The organism is Phytohalomonas tamaricis (assembly GCF_003012345.1).
Lineage (GTDB): Bacteria > Pseudomonadota > Gammaproteobacteria > Pseudomonadales > Halomonadaceae > Phytohalomonas > Phytohalomonas tamaricis.
In genome coordinates, this window is sequence record NZ_PVRV01000021.1 from 274,772 (window position 1) to 295,957 (window position 21,186).

General features: G+C 55.5%; 16 protein-coding genes and 1 pseudogene. 14 read left to right on the plus strand and 3 right to left on the minus strand.

The genetic code is table 11. The features are described from left to right. The first annotated feature begins 113 nt into the window (after positions 1–113). The 3 genes and pseudogenes from C3Z11_RS11000 to C3Z11_RS11010 all read left to right on the plus strand — a co-directional run bounded on the left by C3Z11_RS11000 (position 114) and on the right by C3Z11_RS11010 (position 4,433). Positions 114–813 (plus strand): annotated as a pseudogene (locus C3Z11_RS11000) (IS5 family transposase). Positions 814–937: 124 nt separating this feature from the next. Continuing rightward, the gene (locus tag C3Z11_RS11005) at positions 938–1,558 is read left to right on the plus strand and encodes a flavin reductase family protein (protein ID WP_106477992.1); all 621 of its coding nucleotides are present in this window, start codon (positions 938–940) and stop codon (positions 1,556–1,558) included. Positions 1,559–2,507: 949 nt separating this feature from the next. After that, entirely contained in the window at positions 2,508–4,433 is a 1,926-nt protein-coding gene (locus C3Z11_RS11010; RefSeq protein ID WP_262927370.1) for a TonB-dependent siderophore receptor, read from the plus strand. Positions 4,434–4,561: 128 nt separating this feature from the next. On the opposite strand, the gene rluF is transcribed toward C3Z11_RS11010, so the two are convergent. Further along, positions 4,562–5,590, minus strand: coding sequence for a 23S rRNA pseudouridine(2604) synthase RluF (gene rluF, locus C3Z11_RS11015; protein ID WP_106477994.1), 1,029 nt, complete (start codon positions 5,588–5,590; stop codon positions 4,562–4,564). Positions 5,591–5,912: 322 nt separating this feature from the next. Continuing rightward, positions 5,913–6,065 carry a GNAT family N-acetyltransferase gene (locus C3Z11_RS17315; protein ID WP_158701012.1) on the minus strand — a complete coding sequence of 51 codons (153 nt, stop codon included), beginning with the start codon at positions 6,063–6,065 and terminating at the stop codon, positions 5,913–5,915. 675 nt (positions 6,066–6,740) lie between these two features. Here C3Z11_RS17315 and C3Z11_RS11025 point away from each other — a divergent pair. The 3 genes from C3Z11_RS11025 (at position 6,741) to C3Z11_RS11035 (ending at position 9,796) form a co-directional block, all read left to right on the plus strand. Then, positions 6,741–7,742 carry a Bug family tripartite tricarboxylate transporter substrate binding protein gene (locus C3Z11_RS11025; protein ID WP_106477995.1) on the plus strand — a complete coding sequence of 334 codons (1,002 nt, stop codon included), beginning with the start codon at positions 6,741–6,743 and terminating at the stop codon, positions 7,740–7,742. Positions 7,743–7,804: 62 nt separating this feature from the next. Further along, positions 7,805–8,281 (plus strand): tripartite tricarboxylate transporter TctB family protein, encoded by a 477-nt coding sequence (locus C3Z11_RS11030; protein ID WP_106477996.1) that lies wholly within the window; start codon positions 7,805–7,807, stop codon positions 8,279–8,281. 12 nt (positions 8,282–8,293) lie between these two features. Further along, a complete protein-coding gene (locus C3Z11_RS11035; RefSeq protein WP_106477997.1) occupies positions 8,294–9,796 on the plus strand; it encodes a tripartite tricarboxylate transporter permease in 1,503 nt (500 codons plus the stop codon). 662 nt (positions 9,797–10,458) lie between these two features. Here the strand turns inward: C3Z11_RS11035 and C3Z11_RS11040 are convergent. Next, complete coding sequence (locus C3Z11_RS11040; protein ID WP_106477998.1) at positions 10,459–11,046, minus strand: TetR/AcrR family transcriptional regulator; 588 nt, start codon at positions 11,044–11,046, stop codon at positions 10,459–10,461. Between the two features lie 442 nt (positions 11,047–11,488). On the opposite strand from C3Z11_RS11040, the gene C3Z11_RS11045 reads away from it, so the two are divergent. From C3Z11_RS11045 to C3Z11_RS11070, 8 genes are all read left to right on the plus strand, one after another. After that, positions 11,489–13,300 carry a tannase/feruloyl esterase family alpha/beta hydrolase gene (locus C3Z11_RS11045; protein ID WP_106477999.1) on the plus strand — a complete coding sequence of 604 codons (1,812 nt, stop codon included), beginning with the start codon at positions 11,489–11,491 and terminating at the stop codon, positions 13,298–13,300. A 483-nt stretch (positions 13,301–13,783) separates the two neighbouring features. Then, the gene (locus C3Z11_RS16870) at positions 13,784–13,942 is read left to right on the plus strand and encodes a hypothetical protein (protein WP_158701014.1); all 159 of its coding nucleotides are present in this window, start codon (positions 13,784–13,786) and stop codon (positions 13,940–13,942) included. 30 nt (positions 13,943–13,972) lie between these two features. Next, a complete protein-coding gene (locus C3Z11_RS11050; RefSeq protein WP_106478000.1) occupies positions 13,973–15,736 on the plus strand; it encodes a tannase/feruloyl esterase family alpha/beta hydrolase in 1,764 nt (587 codons plus the stop codon). 283 nt (positions 15,737–16,019) lie between these two features. Further along, positions 16,020–16,166 (plus strand): hypothetical protein, encoded by a 147-nt coding sequence (locus C3Z11_RS16875; protein WP_158701016.1) that lies wholly within the window; start codon positions 16,020–16,022, stop codon positions 16,164–16,166. Positions 16,167–16,774: 608 nt separating this feature from the next. Beyond that, complete coding sequence (locus C3Z11_RS11055; RefSeq protein WP_106478001.1) at positions 16,775–17,446, plus strand: response regulator transcription factor; 672 nt, start codon at positions 16,775–16,777, stop codon at positions 17,444–17,446. Continuing rightward, positions 17,439–18,860 carry a sensor histidine kinase gene (locus C3Z11_RS11060; RefSeq protein WP_106478002.1) on the plus strand — a complete coding sequence of 474 codons (1,422 nt, stop codon included), beginning with the start codon at positions 17,439–17,441 and terminating at the stop codon, positions 18,858–18,860. Before C3Z11_RS11055 ends, C3Z11_RS11060 begins: the two co-directional genes overlap by 8 nt. After that, positions 18,857–19,936 carry an ABC transporter substrate-binding protein gene (locus tag C3Z11_RS11065; RefSeq protein ID WP_106478003.1) on the plus strand — a complete coding sequence of 360 codons (1,080 nt, stop codon included), beginning with the start codon at positions 18,857–18,859 and terminating at the stop codon, positions 19,934–19,936. Before C3Z11_RS11060 ends, C3Z11_RS11065 begins: the two co-directional genes overlap by 4 nt. A 147-nt stretch (positions 19,937–20,083) precedes the next feature. Then, entirely contained in the window at positions 20,084–21,163 is a 1,080-nt protein-coding gene (locus tag C3Z11_RS11070; RefSeq protein ID WP_106478004.1) for a Bug family tripartite tricarboxylate transporter substrate binding protein, read from the plus strand. The last annotated feature ends 23 nt before the right edge of the window (positions 21,164–21,186 follow it).

The window sequence follows — 21,186 nt, forward strand, 5'->3', positions numbered from 1 at the left end:
GCGAGAAGAGCATTGCTGAATAAGAGCAGACCCGCAGAATGGAGGTTCCCACACCAATACTCTGCGAGTCTGCCATGTCCCGATTGATGCTCAGTGACTAACTCTGGTCGAAGCTGGAGAAAATTCTGGTTCAACAGGCTATCTACCGCAAGCCTGATCTGCGAATGACTATAGAGGGCATCCTCTACCGGATGCGCGTGGGCTGCCCATGGCGGGGCCTGCCCCGTATACCTTCGGGTATTGGAACTCGATCTACAAGCGTTTCAATGCCTGGTCAGCGGCAGGCAAGCTACTCAGGGTATTCAACGCCCTGATTGAAGAGCCTTGTTCGTCGATGGGACCTATATCGAGGCGCACCAGCACAGTGCCGGCGCTTCCAACAGACAGCCTGAGGCCATCGGCAAGAGCCGGGCGGGCCATACGAGCAAGATCCATCTGGCGGTTGATGCCTATGGATTACCTGTCGCTTTCAGGCTGACGGGAGGCAACATTAACGACAGTACCGAAGCCCCCGGTCTGATAGCCTAACTGCCTTCTGGCGAGGCGATTGTGGCTGACAAGGGTTATGACAGTGAACGCATCGGTGCGCAGATCGAGGACCAGGGAGCCCGTCCGGTGATCCCGAGAAAACGTAACCCGCTCAAGGGCAATGCCGACCTGGACAAGGGGCTGTATCGCTATCGGCACCTGGTCGAGAATGCCTTTGCGCGGCTAAAGCACTACCGCGCAGTGGAGTTACGCTATGACAAGCTGGAGCGGAATTACGAGAGTATGGTGGCCATGGCGTGTGGATTCCTCTGGCTGCACATGTGAAACGTCAACAGCTCCTCGTGGACAATGTCATGTTTGAAGATGTCATTGGCAGCGGCGCGCGACATGCGGCTACCCTTCTCTTCTTTGCATTCCGACACTTCCCTAACCCTCAGGACGCAGACACATGCCAGACAACGTACATTTCTACGAACCGGAGCTAGGCCACGGCTTACCGCATGATCCGTTCAACGCCATCATTGGTCCCCGCCCTATTGGCTGGATATCTTCCAGGGCAAGCAACGGTGACCTGAATCTGGCACCCTACAGTTTTTTTAACGGATTCAACTACACCCCGCCCATCATCGGTTTCGCCAGCGTCGGCTACAAGGATAGCGTGCGCAATATCGAAGCGACTGGGGAATTTTGCTGGCAACTGGCCACCCGCGCCTTGGCGGAGCCGATGAATACCAGCTGTGCGGCGGTAGCGCCAGAGATCGATGAGTTCGAACTTTCCGGGCTTACGCCAGCTGAGTCCCGGGTGGTGAGTGTGCCTCATGTCAGAGAGGCTCAGGTGGTATTTGAATGCAAGCTGACACAATCGATCCAGTTACAGTCCGCCGCCGGTGACAAGCTGGACACCTGGATGGTGCTGGGAGAAGTGGTCGGTGTACATATCGATCAGAGTTTACTCATTGATGGAATCTACCAGACCGCTGCAGCGCGCCCCATCCTGCGCGGCGGCGGGCCTGCGGACTATTTCGAAATCAGCCAGAATCAAAATTTTAAGATGTTTCGACCACGCTAGTAGCTACGATGCCACCCGCATTTTTGACTCATTCACCTTTAGATAAAGTACCGCCTTCGGATAAGCGCTAGGCGGTGCACTCGCTAAACATCCGTTTTTGCCGCTGAGAAAGCCCCTCACTCATCGATGCAAGATTGCATCCAGATTCGCCAAAATATGCTGTGCAAGTTCTGCCTGATCGGCACTTAGCAACTAAGGGTGGAGGTCAGCGAAATCGGAGCTATCCGAGACTTTGGCTGCGTATCGATGTGATAAATGCCAATAGCTCATGTTAGTTTCACATTCGTGGGTTGATCTCCAACATACATAGTAGCGTGACATATCTTTGGACGCAGAAGTATGCGGTGCAGGCACATTATTTACATAAACTTTATGTATATGGAGAGTGAATTTATTTATGAAGTAGGAAGGATGTTTGTTTTTAGTACATTCATTTAGATAACGGTATAAAATTTTACTTAATGAACCCCTAGACTGGAAGCATTGGCTTATTAGGGAATCATAACGGCCCATCTATAGACAGTCGTACTCATCAAAACCGTTCAACACCAGAGCACCATATTCCAACTTAGCATTGAAACAGACGTGTAATTAAGCCTAGGGCATTCTCAATCGAGAATCTAAATGAAAATAACTATCACTATTATTGACTATTGCATGGCAACTTTTCAGAATCCCTTGTCTTCATACCAATAAAGCGGCTTCCTCATGAAGCTTCTACAAGGGCACTCTAATGACAATCAAACCAATAGAATTAGCAGGGGCGGGTAAAAAATGTTCCATAAGAATATTCCGAAAGAGAGATCAGACGTTGGCTTTCTCCTTTCTCTCCACCTCAGCTTGCTTATTGGCACTCCCAGCTAACGCTCAGGAGGTCGTACAACAAGACACCATTACCGTGGAGTCAACGGCACTCAAAGACAGCGCAATAGGCCCGGACAGTTCTATCGTGGCAGAACAAACCACAACGGGCAGCAAGACAAATACGTCCTTGGTGAGTCTTTCAAGATCGGTATCAACCGTCACCGAAGAAGAGATGGAAAAGCGTAAGGTCCAGGACCTAGAGCAGGCGCTGTCCTATACCTCTGGGGTCGGCGTGAGTCAGTACGGCTCGGATGCGCGCTATGATTTCCTGCTCATAAGAGGGTTTGAAGAAACCTCGCTGGGCACCTATCGCGACGGCCTGCGCTATCAAACCGACGATTTTACCGGTAGCCGTCTTGAGCCCTACGGACTCCAGCGTATTGATGTGCTCAAGGGGTCAACCTCTACCCTGTTCGGTCTGAACGCTCCCGGCGGCATCGCCAACGCCATCACCAAGCGCCCACTGGATTACGATTTTGGCGAGGTGTACACCACACTGGGCGATGGTCACACAGAAACCGGAGCGGACTTTGGCGGGCCCATCGACCAGGCCGGCGAGTGGACGTATCGCATCACAACCAATTGGCAAGATGCCGATCGCGGTGCTGAACACACCCGGGATGATCGCTTCTATTTCGCCCCGGCGCTGACCTGGAAGCCCAGCGACGCCACGACACTTACGCTTTTGGCGGATTTCAATGACCGTAAAAGCAACGCCTCTCAGTCCATTCCCTACGGTTCGGGGATCGATCCCAAAACCTTTCTGGGTGAGCCCGATTACGACGCCATGGATACCATCGCGCGTAATATCGGCTATCAGTTCAGCCATGACTTCGGCAACGGCTTCGGTTTTGACCAGAACGCGCGCTACACCCATATCGATATGACCTACAACACCGTGTATGGCGGCACTGCCGATCCCGCCGATAGCCGAAGTGCCTTCGGTGTGTACGGTGAGAGCGACCAGTACGCGATAGACAACCAATTGCACTATGACACTGACGTGATGGGTGCCGGCTCACGCACGCTGGTCGGGTTTGACTACTTCAAGTCCGATACCCTTGAGCGTCAGTACTACGGCACCGCCCCTGGGCTGAACATTAATAACCCTGACTACTGCGGCACCGCTTGTATCAGTCTCGACAGACTGGCCGATTTCGATCAGAAAATGACCTCACAGGGCTACTATCTGCAGGAAGAGCTCACGTTTAATGATCAATGGATACTGACACTGGGCGGGCGTTATGACGCCGTTAACACCGAGTCGGGCTCGGACGATGAAGTTAATGACTACGACTTCACCAAGCGAATCGGCCTGACGTACAAGATACAGGACGATCTTTCGCTGTACGCCAACTACGCGGAGTCCTTTCAGCCGCCAGCTAGCAGGTCTCTGATATCCGGTAGGGCGAAACCCCAGGAAGGCGAGCAGTATGAAGTGGGCATGAAATATCGCCCAGCCAATACCAATGCACTGTTCACTGTGGCGCTGTTTGATCTGACCCAAACCAACGTGACCCAGCAGGTATCCACAACTCAGTATCGCCAGATCGGCGAGGTCAACGTCAAAGGCCTGGAGCTTGAGGGCAAGGTAGCGCTCAGCAACCGGCTTAATTTGACGGCTGCCTACTCTTACTGGGATGCAGAAATAGAAGAAGACGGTATCGGCGGCAACAAGGGCAACCGTCCGGCAGTTGTGCCGGAGCACCTGGCGTCCGTCTGGGCTGATTATACCATTCCGGGAGATGCCAACCGAGGAGACATTACTGTTGGTCTAGGCACCCGCTTTGTCGGTTCCACCTATTCCGATGATGCCAACACCGGCAAAGTGGCCTCCTATACCCTGGTTGATGCCATGGCAAGCTACCAGTTTTCGCCAAAGGTTGATCTCACCGTCAACGCGACCAACCTGTTTGATCGCGAATACATCTCTTATATTGATACTTATAGCAACAGTGCCTATTACGGCAATGATCGTTCAGTGCTGACCACGCTGCGATACCACTGGTGAGGTAAACGTCGATTGAAGCGGCCCCTGACGGGGCCGCTTTTTTCATTGGTGAAAGCCCTGCTCCATACGTTTTTTTATTAGCCTGACATAGCCAAAAGCGCTGCAAGACACGCAACCATTCAGAATGTTTACCGCTTCGTTTTAGGCCGGGTAGCGCCGCATACTGCAGGCTTTCCTGCTTTGGGCCGGCCCTTGCCCGCGGGCTTGCCACCCTGCTTGCCCTGGGGGGTGGGTTTACCTCCAGCCGTGGCCTTTGATTGGGGATGCGTTTTACCTGATGCCGCGAGTGGTTTCCCCTTACCTTTTGAGCGCGCTTTGCCGGTAGCCGCCTTACCGGCCCCTGTAGGCTTTGCGCCCGTACCCGGCTTGCCTTTGCGTGCATTCTGACCGGCCTGGGCGCGAGGTTTCGCTTTCGATTTGGCGCGTTTAGGCGCCGCTTCGGAGCCTTCAGTCAGCGCGAGGATCGTATCGATTTCTTTCGGCGTTAGGTCACGCCAGTCACCCAATGCCAGGCCTTTAAGCGAGACGTTCATGATCCGGGTGCGGATCAGTTGCGTCACCTCATAACCAAAATATTCACTCATGCGACGTATTTGCCGGTTTAACCCCTGCACCAGGGTGATCGTAAATACAAACGTGGACGCTTTCTCCACTTTGCACTTCCTGGTCACTTGGCCAAGAATCGGCACGCCCTTTTGCATGCCTTCAATAAATTCATCGGTAATCGGTTTATTGACCGTCACCTGATATTCTTTTTCGTGATTGTTGTCAGCGCGCAGAATCCTGTTCACTAGGTCGCCGTTATTGGTGAGAAGAATCAGCCCTTGAGAGTCTTTATCCAGCCGACCAATCGGGAAAATACGCGCGCCATGTTTTACAAACTTAACGATATTGTCTTTTTCACTCGACTCAGTGGTACTGACAATACCCACAGGCTTGTTGAGTGCAATCAGTATCAGGTCTTCCTCTTCCTGGGGCTCAATCTCTTGGCCGTTAACCTTTACCCGATCCCCGGCAACCACCTGATCGCCCGTGGTGGCACGACGACCATTAATCCAGACGTTGCCCTGTTCCACATAGCGGTCCGCTTCGCGGCGCGAGCATAGGCCGCTCTCGCTGATATATTTATTGATTCGGGTAGATTTTCGTAATGACATAACACGCCGCAAGGCTAAAAGTGGTTAGAAAGTACCGCTAAAAAGAGGCGCTTGGCTATTGCAGGAAGGCGACTGCTTCCTCGGTCGACTTCTAGCTTTAATTCTCAAGAATACTGATTTTATGCCCAGCATACGGACAGACAGTTGTTCCTGAAAGAAAGTAGAGGCCTCTGGACACGGCAGCCAAAAATACGCACCAATCGATCAACATGACAGCATCACAGCTTTTTCCGCAATCCTTCCCAGATAGGTTTGGCGTATTAGTAAGGCGATGCCTGCCATGTTTTCTCCGTCAGCACACATGGCCTATCCGGATATTCTACTATTCCTGTGTCATCCACCCGTGTCGTTCATACAGCGCCTGACCGTTTGCGGTAATCAGATACAGCCTTTCCTCCCCTAGCGCCCGGGCAGCTTGTTCCGCCGTTTCGATCAGCCGATCTGCAATACCTTGCCCACGATAGTCGGGATGCACAAATAATCACGGCGAGCCAGGGGCGCAGATCTGCGCGTTGTGAACAGTCGCTCTCGACAACACTTGCCATGCCCACCGGTCAGTCGTCGTGATGAGCAACACAGGTGAGCGGTGAGCCATTGTCATGAGCGGCACTGGCAAACAGCAGGCGCGTTTCTTCCAGTGTTCGTTTCGAGTGCACGCCCTACTGCCCATCGCTGCTGCCCCTTATGACGCTCTCCTGGTCTGAGATGCACTCAAGTGGTTAGACTCAAATTACATAATCGCCTGCTGTACTAGCGGGAGCTTGTTGGCGTTGTACTCATAAGAAAAATCGTCACTACCTCACCTCACTTAATGAGGTTCGCATCGTGTTCTTTAGTCCATACAGTTGATTTTTTAAAAGATACTGTCTGGACTTGCCCCTCCTAAACAGGCCCACTGCTACAACAGTATCTTCTCTTGATTTAAGTGAGTAGCAAAAGCCAGGCTGGAGCTAACACAGGCCTGACATGTTCTATATCGGATATCCACTACATTGGTCGAAGGTCGACATAAGGTGAATTGACTCTGCACTACCCCCTCTCTAGTTTTGTTCGCCATAAGGACGATCATTCGCTAAACGAACATTATTCACATCCGAAGCTTCACTTTTATTCCATACATAATAATCACAGCACCTCGGAGGATACCGCCATGATCAAGAAAGCCCTGGCAACCCTGGCCCTTTCGGCTGGCGCACTAACTGCGCTCTCCCCGGCCTTGGCCGACTACCCGGAACGAAACATCGAAGGCATTATCCAATGGGGCGCCGGTGGTGCAACTGACAACGTTGCCCGCAGCCTGACGCCCCATGTCGAAGACGCCTTGGACACTACTATTGTACTGACCAACCGCCCCGGCGGGACCGGTGTTATTGGCATGAATAGCGTGCTCACCAAGCCAGCCAATGGCTACACCCTGCTCTACGGGGCCGAAAACCCGCAGCTCTACCCGGTTATGGGCTTAGCCGACTTCACCTATGCCGATATGACACCTATCAATGTGATCGGACAAGGCTTGGTCGTCATTGCAGCACCAGCCGACAAGGATTGGGAGAATTTGGGCGATCTGCTGAAGGACGCCCAGGCTAATCCAGGGACACTACGCATGGGCGGCACCGGAGCAGGTGGCCTACCTAATACCGTGCTGGCGATGATCAATTCCGTAGATGAGCTAGACGTCCGCAACGTGACCTTCGGTGGCGATGGTCCGGGTATTACCGCCATGCTCGGGGGTCATATCGACTTTATGCCGCTGAGCCTGGCCGCCGCCCAAGAGCATATCGCTTCCGGCCGCCTAAAGGGCTTGGCCGTGCTGACCAAAGAGCCGATCAAGCAGTTACCAGAGGTTGCGCCAATCACAGAGGCATTGCCCGAGATCGAGTCCTACCTGCCCTGGGGTCCATTCTGGACTGTTGCGGTCCGCAAGGAGACACCGGATGACATCGTGGCTACGCTTGCCGATGCCTATGAACAAGGCGTTGCTAACGAGCAGTTCCAGCAGTTCCTGACCAAGAACGGCGCTCAATCGCTCAACCTCCGTGGCGAAGAAGCCAAACAGTTTCTAGACCGCTGGCAGTCCGTAACTGCATGGGCTCTGGAAAAGGCGGGGTCCGCCAAGGTTTCTCCCGAGGAATTCGGCATAGCCAAGCCGTAACCTAGCGCGTTGAAACGGCGCGAAAACCTAAGCTTTTCCGCCGTTTCCCCATGGAGGAACCCATGTCTAAGCAATCCAAACTCCAGCCAGGCGAGCCCGCATTCAATTTAATGCTGCTGCTGTTCAGCCTAGGCATCTTCTACGAAGCCTATCGGATTTCAGGTCCCGGCTTCGAATCGATCAGCTCACCTGGTGCCTTTCCCCTCGGCCTGGGCATCGTTCTGATCCTGTCGATGGTGGTCATCATAGCCGGCCAGTTCCGCAAGCAGAAGCCGGATACTCAGGGCGCCTTGGATGAAGCCCGACAATTCATGAGTGCCCATTTTCCTTTGCCGATCGTCATCTTTTCGACCATGGCCATCGGTTATCTATTGCTACTTGAACCGCTGGGCTTCGTCATCAGTACCCTGCTATTCCTGTTCGTCTCGATGGTCTATCTGCGTCATGGCCGCTTCGTATCTTCTGCGATCATTGCAGCCGTTTCCATTGCCATCATCTACTCCCTGTTCAAATTGTTGTTCCAGGTTTACCTACCCTGACGAGGTTCTCCCATGGCTGACTCGTTCACCTATTTCCTGATGTCATGGACCGATCTGTCGCTGCTATTATTGACGGCAATCGGTACCTTCGCCGGCATTTATATCGGCGCCATTCCTGGCCTCTCGGTAACAATGGCCGTGTCGATCCTGATTTCATTCACCTTTGCTTGGGACGTTAATGATGCCCTTGCGTTGATGGTGGGGGTTTTCTGTGGTGGCGTGTACGGCGGCTCTCGTACGGCCATTTTGCTCAACATCCCTGGGGCGCCCTCTGCGGTTGCCACTTCCTTTGACGGTTATCCCCTAGCCCAGCAGGGCGAGGCAGGACAAGCCATTGGGCTAAGTACAGTCATGTCCGTGATCGGCGGTCTGATCGGGGTACTGATCCTGGCCAGTACCGCGCCTGTACTATCCGAATTCGCGCTGCAGTTCGCACCGCGCGACTATTTCCTGATTGCCGTGCTCGGCCTGTTGCTTGTCGGTAGCCTTGCAGCGGAGTCGCTGTCACGGGGTATCTTCGCCGCGTCTCTGGGCGCAGTCATTGGCCTAGTCGGCATGGACCCGGTCACAGCTGAAGGACGCTTCACCTTAGGCAGTATGCAGCTACTGGGCGGCATTCATTACGTCGTGGTCATGATCGGCCTGTTCGGTGTTGCCGAAGCGCTCTTCCAGTTGCATCAGCTTAACGTCAAACCGGTGCGCCAGAATGTCGAGAAGATTATTCCTTCACTCAATTTGGTGCTGAAATTTCTGCCGCTGTCGATTCGTACTTCGATCATCGGGGTCATCGTGGGTGCCCTACCCGGCACTGGCGGCGACATCGCTTCGCTGTTCGCCTACGATCACGCCAAGCGTTCGGTCAAGAACCCCTCCAAGCCCTTCGGTCAGGGCGCCTACGAGGGGCTGGTGGCACCCGAAAGTGCCAACAACGCAGCCGTGGGCGGTGCCTTCGTACCCATGCTGACACTAGGTATGCCCGGCGATGCCGTCACTGCGGTCATGCTTGGAGCATTGGTCATCCATGGGCTCAACCCCGGTCCGATGCTAATGGTAACAACACCGTACATCTTCTGGTTCATGGTAGGCGCGCTGGTGTTGGCCAATTTTTTTCTGCTAATCTTTGGTCTGATGGGCATCAAGTTGTTCTCCAAAGTCGTCGAGTTACCCAAGGCAATCCTGGTTCCGTTGATCTTGGTGTTGTGCGTGGTGGGTAGCTACTCACTGAACAACAGCATGAATGAGGTCTACTGGATGCTCGGCTTTGGCATTGCTGGCTATTTCCTTAAAATCTTTGGCTTCCAGATGGGACCGATCATTCTCGGTGTTATCCTCGGTCCGCTGATGGATAACTCCTATCGCCAGGCCATGTCCTCGGTAGGTGACAGTATGCCGGCCTTTCTGATTGAGCTGATGACCAATCCTTTATCCATCGTGCTGACCCTGGCTATCATTTTGTTGCTCTTGAGCAACCTTCCCTTGAAGCGAATGATACGAAGCAGCAAGAATCCCTCATGATCGACTGTCCGGGGCATTGCCCCGGGCCTTGTTTATCTGTTTGAGGAGTTCTGAGTGACGCCTTCTTGGGACAGGTTCTAACCAACGCCTACACCGGTGAGCCCGGCCCCTTCAGTAGTGCGATTCTGGCCTATATGGTCCGAGGCGTTACTCAACCGCGTTCAACCCCGTAACATTGAACCCCACCATATCGCCGCACACTTGCGCGCCCTGCCGATGCCTTTGCTGAACATGTCGAAGTAAGAGTAGCCACTAAGGCTATGGCACGCGGCTGAGGATGCCACTGGCTAGCGATGAGGAGGAAGCTTCACTCTCCCACAACTTAATGATCCGCGAGCGAGAAAGTATCTTTGCCCTCTCCAACGAGAAATAGCAGGCGCTCCAGGACTTGCCCATGTATGCGAGCCTATCCCTGCTTCGGACCTACCAAAGTCCGAACTCGACGGCAAGGCTCTGGCCCCTTAGGCGCTCATACGTTAAAGAAACACACTGCCCAATCCTTAACCAAGAACTATATAAGGAACCAACGCTCCGGCTACGGGCATGAGCAAACGCTTAGCATTCATTGGGCCTGGATAACAACTTTACTCCCAACGCCGCGCCCCGACGGGTGGCTAACTGAGGTCACAAACCGCGCTTCGCGGCCAATCTTTTCGCAACAACTAGTCTGGTGGCGCAGCTTTTGCCAACAGTGGAGTCATTGCCAGCCTCATCAACTCACCTGCCGTGGGCCACGCGACAAAGGTCATCGCGGGGGCATAGGCAATCTCGTGGAGCAGCGCACCCAGAGTTTCTGGATCGTCGGCGATGCCGGGAAACTGCTGCAATAGGCATTCACCGAGCTGGCGCCAATGCCCGCTCAGTATCTCTTCCTGCCGCTTGAGGGATGCGGCGCCCTTCGGGGCGACGCGCGCGTGTTCCATAATGGTGAGTGACCAGCTGCCGCTGCCTGAACGATCATTCGCCCAATCAACGAGCAGCTCGACAACGTCAGCAGCACAATTAGCACGCTCAATCTTCCCGCAAAGCTCGCCCAGACACTGCTGACCCTGGCTGTCCAAGACCTCCAGGAGAATGGCGTCCTTGCCTTCGAAGTTGGAATACACCGCACCCTTGCTATAACCGGCGGCGTCCGCGATCCGCTCTACGGAAGTCGTGGCATAACCTTCCTTGAAAAACAGCTCTCGCGCCGCAGTAAGCAGCCGCTCGCGCGTTAATGCCTGACTCTCTTCCCGGCTCAATCTCGCCATCAATCATCTTTCCTGTTTATTTTCACAACTAATACCAATTGGTATCAGGATTATAACTAGCATGTGAGTTATATTCGTTTCTGTGCATTGATTAGTGGCTTAAATGCAAGTCGCTACTCTTCGCAGTGCACTCCAGCGACGAAGCCACATTCCGCCAGCCGATAGGCCATCACGGAGGTTGCTTATGATTACGTTTCACTATGCCATCAAGATCGCAGTACCACGCGCCAAAGACTGACCACGAGACTGACCCGGTGCTTTGCCATCTCAAGGAACACTTCGTGCGCGCGCATTTCAAGGAGGTTAACCCGAGCCTGTGGGTTCCGTCGCTGTTCGACAAAAAGAAGCAATGATCACAACAACCATACGGGCGTGCAGACAATTCGATCCATTTATTTTGGATAAATTAACTGACTCCCAACCCGTAGAGAAGAGCCTCTATATGAAGACATGGATTAGTACCCTGGGCGGTGTCGCGGTACTCGCCCTCACCCTGGTGGGGCAGGAAGCCCATGCGCGGCAAGAATCCCATGCGTGGCAGGAATCCCATGTACGACAGGAATCCCATGGGCAAGCCACTCCAGAAACACTGAACGTGGTGAACCCCACCGCCAGTTGCGCGTCGCTCGCCGACGTCGATCTCACCCAAATCGGAGGCGAAGGCAGCGCTGTCACCTCAGCAACCGAGACTACCAGCGACGGCATCTCGGTCTGCTCGGTAGAAGGTACGCTCGCCCCCGAAATCAATTTTCAGGTGCTGTTACCGACCGAAAGCTGGACCCAGCGTTATCTACAGGTTGGCTGCGGCGGCCTGTGTGGCCAGATCACGCTGACCTCCGGCGCCTCCGATGGCTGCAAGGTGCTCAATGACGGCGGTTTTGTCATGGCGGCGACCGACATGGGCCATTCCGGCGAGATGATGAGCGACGGCAGCTGGGGGCTGGACGACCAAAAGCGTGCCGACTTCGCCTACCGCGCCCAGCACCTGACCTCTGAAGCGGCCAAAACGCTGATCAAGACGTTCTACGGCCAGCCGCAACAGTATGCTTACTTCAATGGTTGCTCTGATGGCGGCCGCGAGGCGTTGATGGAGGCGATGCGCTTCCCCGATGACTTCGATGGCATCATCGCCGGCGCGCCCGCCATGCTGTTCCAGGTACAGAATACGCTCTATCACGCCTGGCAGGCAGAGTCGAACACCGATGAGAATGGCAACGTGATCCTGCTCACCGACCGCCTGCCGATCCTGCACAATGCTGTAGTCGAAGCCTGCGATGCGAAGGATGGCGCAAAAGACGGCCTGATCGCCAACCCTGCGGCCTGTCACTTCGATGTCGCCAGGATCACCTGCACACAGGATGCTACCGACACCTCGGCCTGCCTCACACCCGCAGAAGCGGAAGTGGCCCGGAAGTTCTATGCAGGGCCGCGGGACCCCGAGACGGGCGCTTATCTCACGGCCGGTCAGCCTTTATATGGCTCAGAACTCGAGTGGGATGGCGTGTATGTCACCGATGCGGCGGACGGCTCGTTGATGAGCACCAACGCCTCGCTGGCGGTGATACGCTACCTCGCGTTCGAAGAAGCACGGCCGGACGCCACGCTGGACTCATTCTCGTTCACCACGTCGACCCTCGATGCGCTTCGCCCGCGTCATAAGCTATTCGATGCAACGAACCCGGACCTGTCGGCCTTCAAACAATCCGGCGGTAAGTTGATCATGTGGCATGGTCTCTCCGACCCCCACATCTCACCGGCGAATACCGTCGCGCTGCATAAAGCGATGTACGCACAGATGGGCAAGAAAAACGTACAACAGTTTGAGCGCCTGTACCTGCTGCCTGGCGTAGGTCACTGCGGCCAAGGTGAGGGACCGAGCAATATCGACCTGCTGACACCAATGATGTCCTGGGTCGAAAGAGGCAACGCACCGTACGCCGTGATGACAAGCGCCACGAGCGCGGAAAGCGATTCTGACACAGCGAGCTCTGGCAGCGATGTGGCGGGAGATGCTTCGCAGAAGGGCGGCAAGCACAAAGGCGAGAAGCATAGAAAGCCGCCGATGACGCAGCAATCCACATTAGCAGAGGCGTCGCGTCCTGTTTACCCCTATCCGGCAACCGCTCATTACACCGGCAGAGGTAGTGTCTACGACGCAGCCAACTGGGAAAAGGGTCACCCGGCCGAAACAGTGCATCTGCGCGACTGGCCTGGAAGCGATCTCTTCACCCCTTATAATTTTTCAGAGCAATAACCACTGGCCCCCGCGTTTCGACGCGGGGGCATGATCGTCTCCGGGACAGGTCCTGACCGGCGCCTATACCGGTGAGCCCCGGCCCCTTCCGCAGTGCAATTCTGGCCTATATGTCCCAAAGCGGTACTCAACCCCGCAATATTGAATTCCACCATATCGCAGCAAACTTGCGCGCCTTGCCGATGTCTTTGCTGAGAATGTCGAAGTAAAGAGAGTCTTCTCCATATAGGCGAGCCTATCCCCGTCTCGGGTCGACTAGGGTCCGAACCTGACTACAAGGCTTTGGCTCCCGCGCCATTGATAGCCTTTCCTCTGTATTTCCATAATTTAATCCCGATTGGTATCGGGATTATAGATAGCATGTGAACTACCTACGTTGATATGCGCGGAATATCGGCTGCATGACAAAACGCTACTCTTCGCAGTGCACTCCAGCGCCAAACCATATTCCGCCGACCAGCAGGTCATCCAGGGAGGATGCTCATGATTATGCTCCAGCACGCCTTCAGGATCGCGGCACCACGCGGCAAAATCCATCTCGCGCTGACGGACCTAGAAGGCGAGCGGGTCAGTGCTCTACTCAGTGCCCCCGCTCGTGAGTTCGGCATCCAGATGATCGATCTACCTGGATGTTACGCCTGAATCTAACCCCAATGAAAAAGAAGCTCTAACATGAAAAGATGGATCAGCGTCGTCGCGGCACTCGCCCTCGCTCTGGTGACCCAGCAAGCCAACGCACAGCCCACCCCGGACACCCTGAACGTGGTGAAGCCCGTCGCCAGCTGCGCCTCTCTCAGCGACGTGGATCTCAACGAAATCGGCGGTGACGGCAGCACCGTCACCGCTGCCGTCGAGACCACAAGCGACGGGGTCAAGGTCTGCTCGGTCAAGGGCTCTCTCGCCCCGGCAATCAATTTTCAGGTGCTGTTGCCTATCGACAGCTGGACGCAGCGCTATCTTCAGGTCGGCTGCGGAGGACTGTGCGGCCAGATTACGCTGAGGTCCGGCGCCTCCGATAGCTGCAAGGTGCTCAATGACGGCGGTTTCGTCATGGCAGCGACTGACATGGGCCATTCCGGCGGGATGATGAACGACGGAAGCTGGGGATTGGACGACCAGAAGCGGGTCGACTTTGCCTATCGTGCCCAGCATCTGACTTCCGAAGCGGCCAAAACGCTGATCAAGATATTCTACGGCCAGCCGCAACAGTATGCTTACTTCAATGGCTGCTCTGATGGCGGCCGCGAGGCGTTGATGGAAGCGATGCGCTTCCCTAATGACTTCGACGGCATCATCGCCGGCGCGCCCGCCATGCTGTTCCAGGTGCAGAACACGCTCTATCACGCCTGGCAGGCAAACGCGAATACCGACGCGAACGGCAAGGTGATTCTACTCGCCGACCGCCTGCCACTCCTTCACAAAGCTGCCATCAAGGCATGCGACACGCTTGACGGCGCGAAGGACGGCCTGATCGCCAACCCTGCCGCCTGTCACTTCGACCTCGCGACGATTACCTGCGCGGCCAACGCCACCGACACCTCAGCCTGCCTGATACCTGCGGAAGCGGATGTGGCCCGGAAGTTCTACACAGGGCCGCAGGACCCCAAGACGGGAGCTTATCTCACAGCGGGCCAACCACAATACGGCTCGGAACTCGAGTGGGCCGGCGTCTATGTCGCAGACAAGGCGGACGGCTCGTTGATGAGCACCAATGCCGCCCTGCCGGTCATCCGCTATTTGGCTTTCAAACAGCCGCAACCGGACGCCACGCTGGCTTCCTTTTCGTTCAGCGAGGCAACCCTCGATGCGCTTCGCACGCGCCATTCGCTGTTCGATGCAACCAACCCCGACCTGTCGGCTTTCGAGCAATCCGGCGGCAAGTTGATCATGTGGCATGGCCTCGCTGATCCGCATATCTCCCCGGCAAATACCGTCGCGCTGCACAAAGCGATGATCGCGCAGATGGGAAGAAAAGCCGTGCAAGGATTTGAACGTCTTTACCTGCTGCCTGGTGTCGCCCATTGTGGCAACGGTCAGGGGCCGAGCAATCTCGACCTGCTGACGCCGATGATGTCCTGGGTCGAAGGCCACAACGCGCCGGATGCAGTGATGACGCACTCGGCAAGCCAGTCTAGCGATTTCGGCACACCGCGCTTTGGCAGCAATGTGGCGGGAGACACACCGCCTAAAGATGCGATGAGAGGCGATAACACCAAGGGCGAGAAGCAGCGCAGGAAGCCGCCGATGGCGCAGCAATCTTCACTGCCAACGATGTCACGCCCCGTTTACCCCTACCCGGCAATCACTCATTACACCGGTATTGGTGACGTCAATGACGCAGCCAACTGGGTAAAGGGAGACGCGGCCGAGATAGTGCATCTTCGCGCCTGGCCGGGAAGCAACCTCTTCACTCCCTATACTTTTTCAAATCAATAACCGCTGGCCCCCGCGCTTTAACGCGGGGGCATAATTTTGCTGCAACGGCGCAGGCGACCACCCGACCACCCGACCACCCGACCACCCGACCACCCGACCACCCGACCACCCGACCACCCGACCACCCAGAAAGTGTATGTGCTAAGTATGACAAGGCAAAGAGCCAACGTGCCTGATGATGTGGATCCACAGGTGTAGACGAAGGGCGCATTGACTAGACTAAGGTCTAATAATCGGTCATAATAAAAACACAACTAATGAATGAATCGACAGGGTCACTCATATGTCTACTCAGAACACCTCCACCGCACGTACTAACGATGTTCAGGTATCCTTGCTCAAGCGCGCCAACCGCATGCTGATGCGTATGTCTGAAAACGCCTATCAGGGCTATCAGGCTCAGCTGGTTAAACAGTACGGTACTCTCTGAATCGGAATCGTCTGATCACGCAGTACAATTATTCGTGATGCCAGGACGCGGTACCTCAGGTATTTATGCAATGCCTCCGTGTACCGCCTGGTCATATTTGGCGATTAGCGAAGCGGTCTTTTAACTTCAGGTCTCTCCTCCTTCATACGGCCCTCTCTGTGCCGCAGGTTACTTCTTCACGACGCTTAAGCATGAAAGGTCTCGCCCTGTCCGGTGATCACCGGGACGCAACCAAACATGCCATTATTCCAGCCTCTACCGCCCTAATCTGAGCAGCGAACGTATTAAGCTGATGTCGCTGCAACAGGTACACTCCGAACTACAGAACGGGCACTTTGTCGTCTTCCTCTCAATTTAAAGAACACATGCAGCTCCATCCTGTCCACTTGCCCAAGCTGACATACCCACCCAAGCCCTGCGTATACTTCTCCAGTCGCCACGCTAAATCAGTTGGGTTTTGACGGTCATTACGACTACCGCTGATTACTATCTGATAAGAAATGACTTATCGCTGAAATCACCGGTTGCATTAATTGCCGCTGAAAGCCGCCGCTCGCGTACGATGTTCCCGTAATGACTTATCCCCGTGCGTTCGAAGGAGCCGATTCATGCGCATCCTTGTAGTTGAAGACGACCGAGTACTCGGTAATGCCATCAGTCAGCGGATGCGCAAGGCCGGCCATGGCGTCGATCTGGCAATCAATGGTCTCCAAGCTCAAGAGATGCTCAATGCTCAGTCCTACGATCTGATCATTCTCGATCTCAACCTACCCGGCCTGCCTGGCGATCAGCTCTTGCAGAGTCTGCGGCAGCGTCACTTAACGACTCCTGTATTAATTCTGACGGCACGCAATCAGATACAGGACCGTATCCAATTGCTTGACCTCGGCGCAGATGATTACATGAGCAAGCCCTTCGACGGTGGTGAGCTTGAGGCGCGCTGCCGCGCCCTGCTCAGGCGTAGCCAAGGGCAGGCGCAGGACGAGATACATTATGGCAATCTCACGCTCGATCGCCGCACCTGTAGCGTTCAGATAGCGGGACAACCGGTGGAGCTCAAGCAGCGGGAATACCGTTTGCTGGAGGTGTTTCTGGCTTACAGCGGCCAGTTGCTCAGCAAGGAGGCGCTGCTGGAACACCTTTACAGTTTCAATGAAGATCGGAGTCCCAACGCGATCGAGACCTACGTGGCGCGACTGCGCAAGGCGCTGATCAGCAGCGACCTGTCGATTCGCACCCTGCGTGGCCTCGGTTACATGCTGGAAAAACGGGATGACTAGCCCACTCATATCTATCCGGCGCCAGCTGCTTTATTTATCACTGCTGTTGTTGCTCGGCAGCGGGCTGGCAGCTTACTGGGGCGCCAAGGCCTACGGTGAACGTGCAGCACGCATCTCATTCGATCAATTGATGCTCGGCTCGGTGCTGCAAATGGCGGAGAGCATCAGTCTGGCTGACGGCGACATTGTCATCGACCTGCCCCGATCTGCCTTTGAGATACTGGCAATGGCACGCAATGACCGCGCGTTTTACGGCATCTTCGGCCCCGACCACCAACGCCTGACCGGCTATGACGATATCCCACAACCTCCGCTGGATGCCGTGCGCACCTCAGCCAACCCGGATACGCCAGTACAGTATTACTACTACGCTACCTACCGTGGCGAACGGGTGCGGTTTCTGGCCATTCACAAACAGCTGATTGAGGATGATCGTGCTACCGAAGTAACGATTATTGTTGGCCAGACCCTTGCAGCGCGCCAAGCATTGGCTGACGAGATCAGCCTGCTGGTACTCCAGTATGTGATCGCATTTTTCTGCGTCGCCCTGCTGCTGCTGGTATTCGGCATTCGCAAGATTCTCAAGCCGCTGCACACCTTGGAACTGGCGATCGCTGCACGCTCGCCGGTCGATGTTCAGCCGTTGGCAGTAGCCGTGCCGAAGGAAATCAAGCCACTGGTGGATACTATCAACCACTACATGGCGCAGCTGGATAGTACCCTCAGCCGACTGGACAAGTTCACCGCCGAAGCTGCCCATCAAATGCGCACGCCGCTCGCCGGCCTGAAATTGCAGGCGGAAAATGCCTTGGAGGAAACCGAACCCGGTATACGCCAGCAGCAGTTACAACAGATACTGGAAAGTGCCAACCTGCTCGCCAATACCGTCAACCAGCTACTGAACCAGGCCACACTTGCCCACCGCTTCCAGAGCGAGACCCCACAATGGCTGTCTCTCGATCGACTGGTCCAGGAGAGCTGCCGTGAGCTGGTGGTCTGGGCCTTGAATCAGGAAGTTGAGATCGCCTACCTGAGCGAGCTGCAGGTGCGTCTGAAAGGCGATGACTTTGCGCTCAAGCAGATGCTGCGCAACCTGATCGAGAATGCTGTCAAATACAGCCCGCCCGGCGGAACCGTGGAGGTTGATATCCATCTTGATGAGCAGGCATTCCCCGCTCGAGTCGTGCTGCAGATCCGTGACCAGGGCACGGGCATTCCCGATGAGGAGAAGGAGCAGGTATTCGAACGCTTCTACCGAGCTCAGGACAACCTCCATCCCGGTGTCGGTATCGGTCTGGCCATGGCCCGGGAGGTAGCGGAACATCATCATGCCCACCTGCGCCTAAAAGACAATGAGCCGCAGGGGCTGATCGTCGAGGTAGTCTTTCCGTACCCACGGGAGACGACGATATGAAGCATCTGATCTTCGTGCTGACATTCGCCTGGCTACTCGTTACTCATGGCGCTCGGGCTGCCGAGCACTACCACTATCCGGCACGAAACGGTGCAGCTATGACAGCGCGCACGCTGATTATTCACGGCGCTGCCGACCATCCTGCCATGGTGCCGTTGTTCGAGGCCTTCCAAAAGCGCCACCCTGAGATCGAGATCCGCTACGCCGAGTTCAGCACGCGTGCTCTGTACCGTCACTTTCTCGACAGCTATCCTCAATCTGCAGACCTGATCATGAGCCCGGCGATGGACCTGCAGATTAAGCTAGTCAACGACGGCTACGCCCTGTCCTACGTGTCGGACCAGACCGAGGCACTGCCGGACTGGGCGAAATGGCGCAACGAGGTGTTCGGCTTTACCTATGAGCCGATCACGATTGCGCTTAATACCCAGGTGCTGCAGGGTGAGCCTCTACCGCAGAGCCGCAGCCAGCTGCTCGACCTGATCCGTACCTTTGATCAGCGTTTCACCGGCAAGATCGGTATGCTCGATATCGAAACCGTTGGTATGGGGTATCTGACCTGGACTCACGACAGCCAGCAGTCGCGTACCTACGGTCGCCTGCTTGAAGTGTTCGGCTCGCAGCAGGCACGGCTCTATCCCAACAGCACGTCACTGCTCCAGGCGCTGGACAGCGGTGAGGTGATGGTGGCGTATAACGTGCTCGGCTCCTATGCCAGCGCCTGGGCACTGCGCAATCCGGATCTCGCTGTCATTCTGCCGACCGATTACACCTCGGTGATCATGCGCAGCGCTTTCATTCCCAAGGAGGCGCCGCACAAGAAAGAGGCCCAGCTGTTTCTGGACTTTCTGCTATCGACACGGGGACAGCAGATCCTGGCCAACGAGTCCAGCCTCAACCCGGTCGATGAGCGGGTGACTGGCCCGCACTCAATCTCACATCTTCGCCGCTCGACTCAGAGCCCGCTACGACCGATTCCGTTTGGGCTGGAGTTGCTGCTGCAGACCGATGATGCCAAACGCCAACTACTGCTTCACGAATGGTTCGAATCCATCGAGTCCTCTCTCGCCGACTGACCTCGGCTGATATCTTCCTACGCCTAAAGTTGCAGCCATCAGTATGCCCTGTGACAGGTGCCTGCAAGGTTCGCCCCGTAGATTAGCTCCCGAGCCTGTCTCACCGGCTCCCTTGCTTCAGTACAGAGTCTCTACGAGGAAATTCAGATGAAAAAAATAATAGTGGGAATCGCCGCCTCACTGACGCTGGGCTTCGGTCTGGGCACGTCCCAAAGTACCTTGGCGGCCGACTTCAGCGGCGAGCGTATCGAGTGGATTGTGCCGTTCAAGGAAGGTGGCGGCACGGATACTTGGGCCCGCTTCTTTTCACCTTTGATCTCCGAGACCCTGCCCGGCCAACCGACGATCGTGATAAAAAATGTCCCCGGCGGTGGTTCGATCAACGGCGCCAACCAGTTCGATGCCCGTGGGGATAACAACGGCCTGGATGTGTTCGGCTCGACAGCTTCCACGCTGTTCTACTCGATGCTGGGGGATAAGCGCGCCCGCTATCAGCCCAGAGACTGGATTCCGGTTTTCGCCACTCCCACCGGCGGTGTGCTCTACCTCTCACCCGACCTAGGCGTCAACTCTGCAGCTGAACTGGTTAAGCTGCAGGATCAGGAACTGACCTTCCCAAGCCTGGGACCAACCTCGCTCGATTTGGTGCCATTGCTTGCCATGGAAATGCTGGGCCTGAAGATCAAACCGGTATTCGGCATGGATCGCTCTGCTGGACGGCTGGCGTTCGAGCGCGGCGAAGTGAACGTGGATTACCAGACCTCCGCCCCTTATATCAAGAAGGTGACGCCGCTGGTCGAGGAAGGCAAGGCAGTCCCCATCATGTCCTGGGGGATACTGGGCGAAGACGGCACCATGCAACGCGACCCGTCCTTCCCGGACCTGCCCCACTTCGCCGAAGTCTATGAAATGATCCACGGCGAGAAGCCGGACAGCCAAGCGTATAACATCTGGAAAACGTTCTTCGTGGCCGGATTCGCCGCGCAGAAAATCATGTTCCTTCAAGAGGGTACACCGCAGGAGATCGTGGACACCTACCGCCAGGCTGCGATCGAGGTTGCCAAGCAACCCGGTTTCAAGGAGAAGGCCAGCATCGCAATTGGCGACTATGACCAGATCCTCGGCAAGAACGTCGATACCGCGTTCAAGATGATCTTTAGCCTGTCGGATGAAGATACCCAGTGGATTCAACATTGGCTGAACGAGAGATACGGCGTCAGGTTCTAACCCGCCTGCTCTGACCCCGAAAT

Bases quoted from the DNA above. Each gene is read 5' to 3' on its own strand.
- rluF (WP_106477994.1), bottom strand. From the start codon at position 5,590: ATGTCATTACGAAAATCTACCCGAATCAATAAATATATCAGCGAGAGC.
- C3Z11_RS16870 (WP_158701014.1), top strand. From the start codon at position 13,784: ATGATTATGCTCCAGCACGCCTTCAGGATCGCGGCACCACGCGGCAAA.
- C3Z11_RS11035 (WP_106477997.1), top strand. From the start codon at position 8,294: ATGGCTGACTCGTTCACCTATTTCCTGATGTCATGGACCGATCTGTCG.
- C3Z11_RS11045 (WP_106477999.1), top strand. From the start codon at position 11,489: ATGAAGACATGGATTAGTACCCTGGGCGGTGTCGCGGTACTCGCCCTC.
- C3Z11_RS11005 (WP_106477992.1), top strand. From the start codon at position 938: ATGCCAGACAACGTACATTTCTACGAACCGGAGCTAGGCCACGGCTTA.
- C3Z11_RS11040 (WP_106477998.1), bottom strand. From the start codon at position 11,046: ATGGCGAGATTGAGCCGGGAAGAGAGTCAGGCATTAACGCGCGAGCGG.
- C3Z11_RS11030 (WP_106477996.1), top strand. From the start codon at position 7,805: ATGTCTAAGCAATCCAAACTCCAGCCAGGCGAGCCCGCATTCAATTTA.
- C3Z11_RS11070 (WP_106478004.1), top strand. From the start codon at position 20,084: ATGAAAAAAATAATAGTGGGAATCGCCGCCTCACTGACGCTGGGCTTC.
- C3Z11_RS11065 (WP_106478003.1), top strand. From the start codon at position 18,857: ATGAAGCATCTGATCTTCGTGCTGACATTCGCCTGGCTACTCGTTACT.
- C3Z11_RS11055 (WP_106478001.1), top strand. From the start codon at position 16,775: ATGCGCATCCTTGTAGTTGAAGACGACCGAGTACTCGGTAATGCCATC.
- C3Z11_RS11060 (WP_106478002.1), top strand. From the start codon at position 17,439: ATGACTAGCCCACTCATATCTATCCGGCGCCAGCTGCTTTATTTATCA.
- C3Z11_RS11025 (WP_106477995.1), top strand. From the start codon at position 6,741: ATGATCAAGAAAGCCCTGGCAACCCTGGCCCTTTCGGCTGGCGCACTA.
- C3Z11_RS11050 (WP_106478000.1), top strand. From the start codon at position 13,973: ATGAAAAGATGGATCAGCGTCGTCGCGGCACTCGCCCTCGCTCTGGTG.
- C3Z11_RS16875 (WP_158701016.1), top strand. From the start codon at position 16,020: ATGTCTACTCAGAACACCTCCACCGCACGTACTAACGATGTTCAGGTA.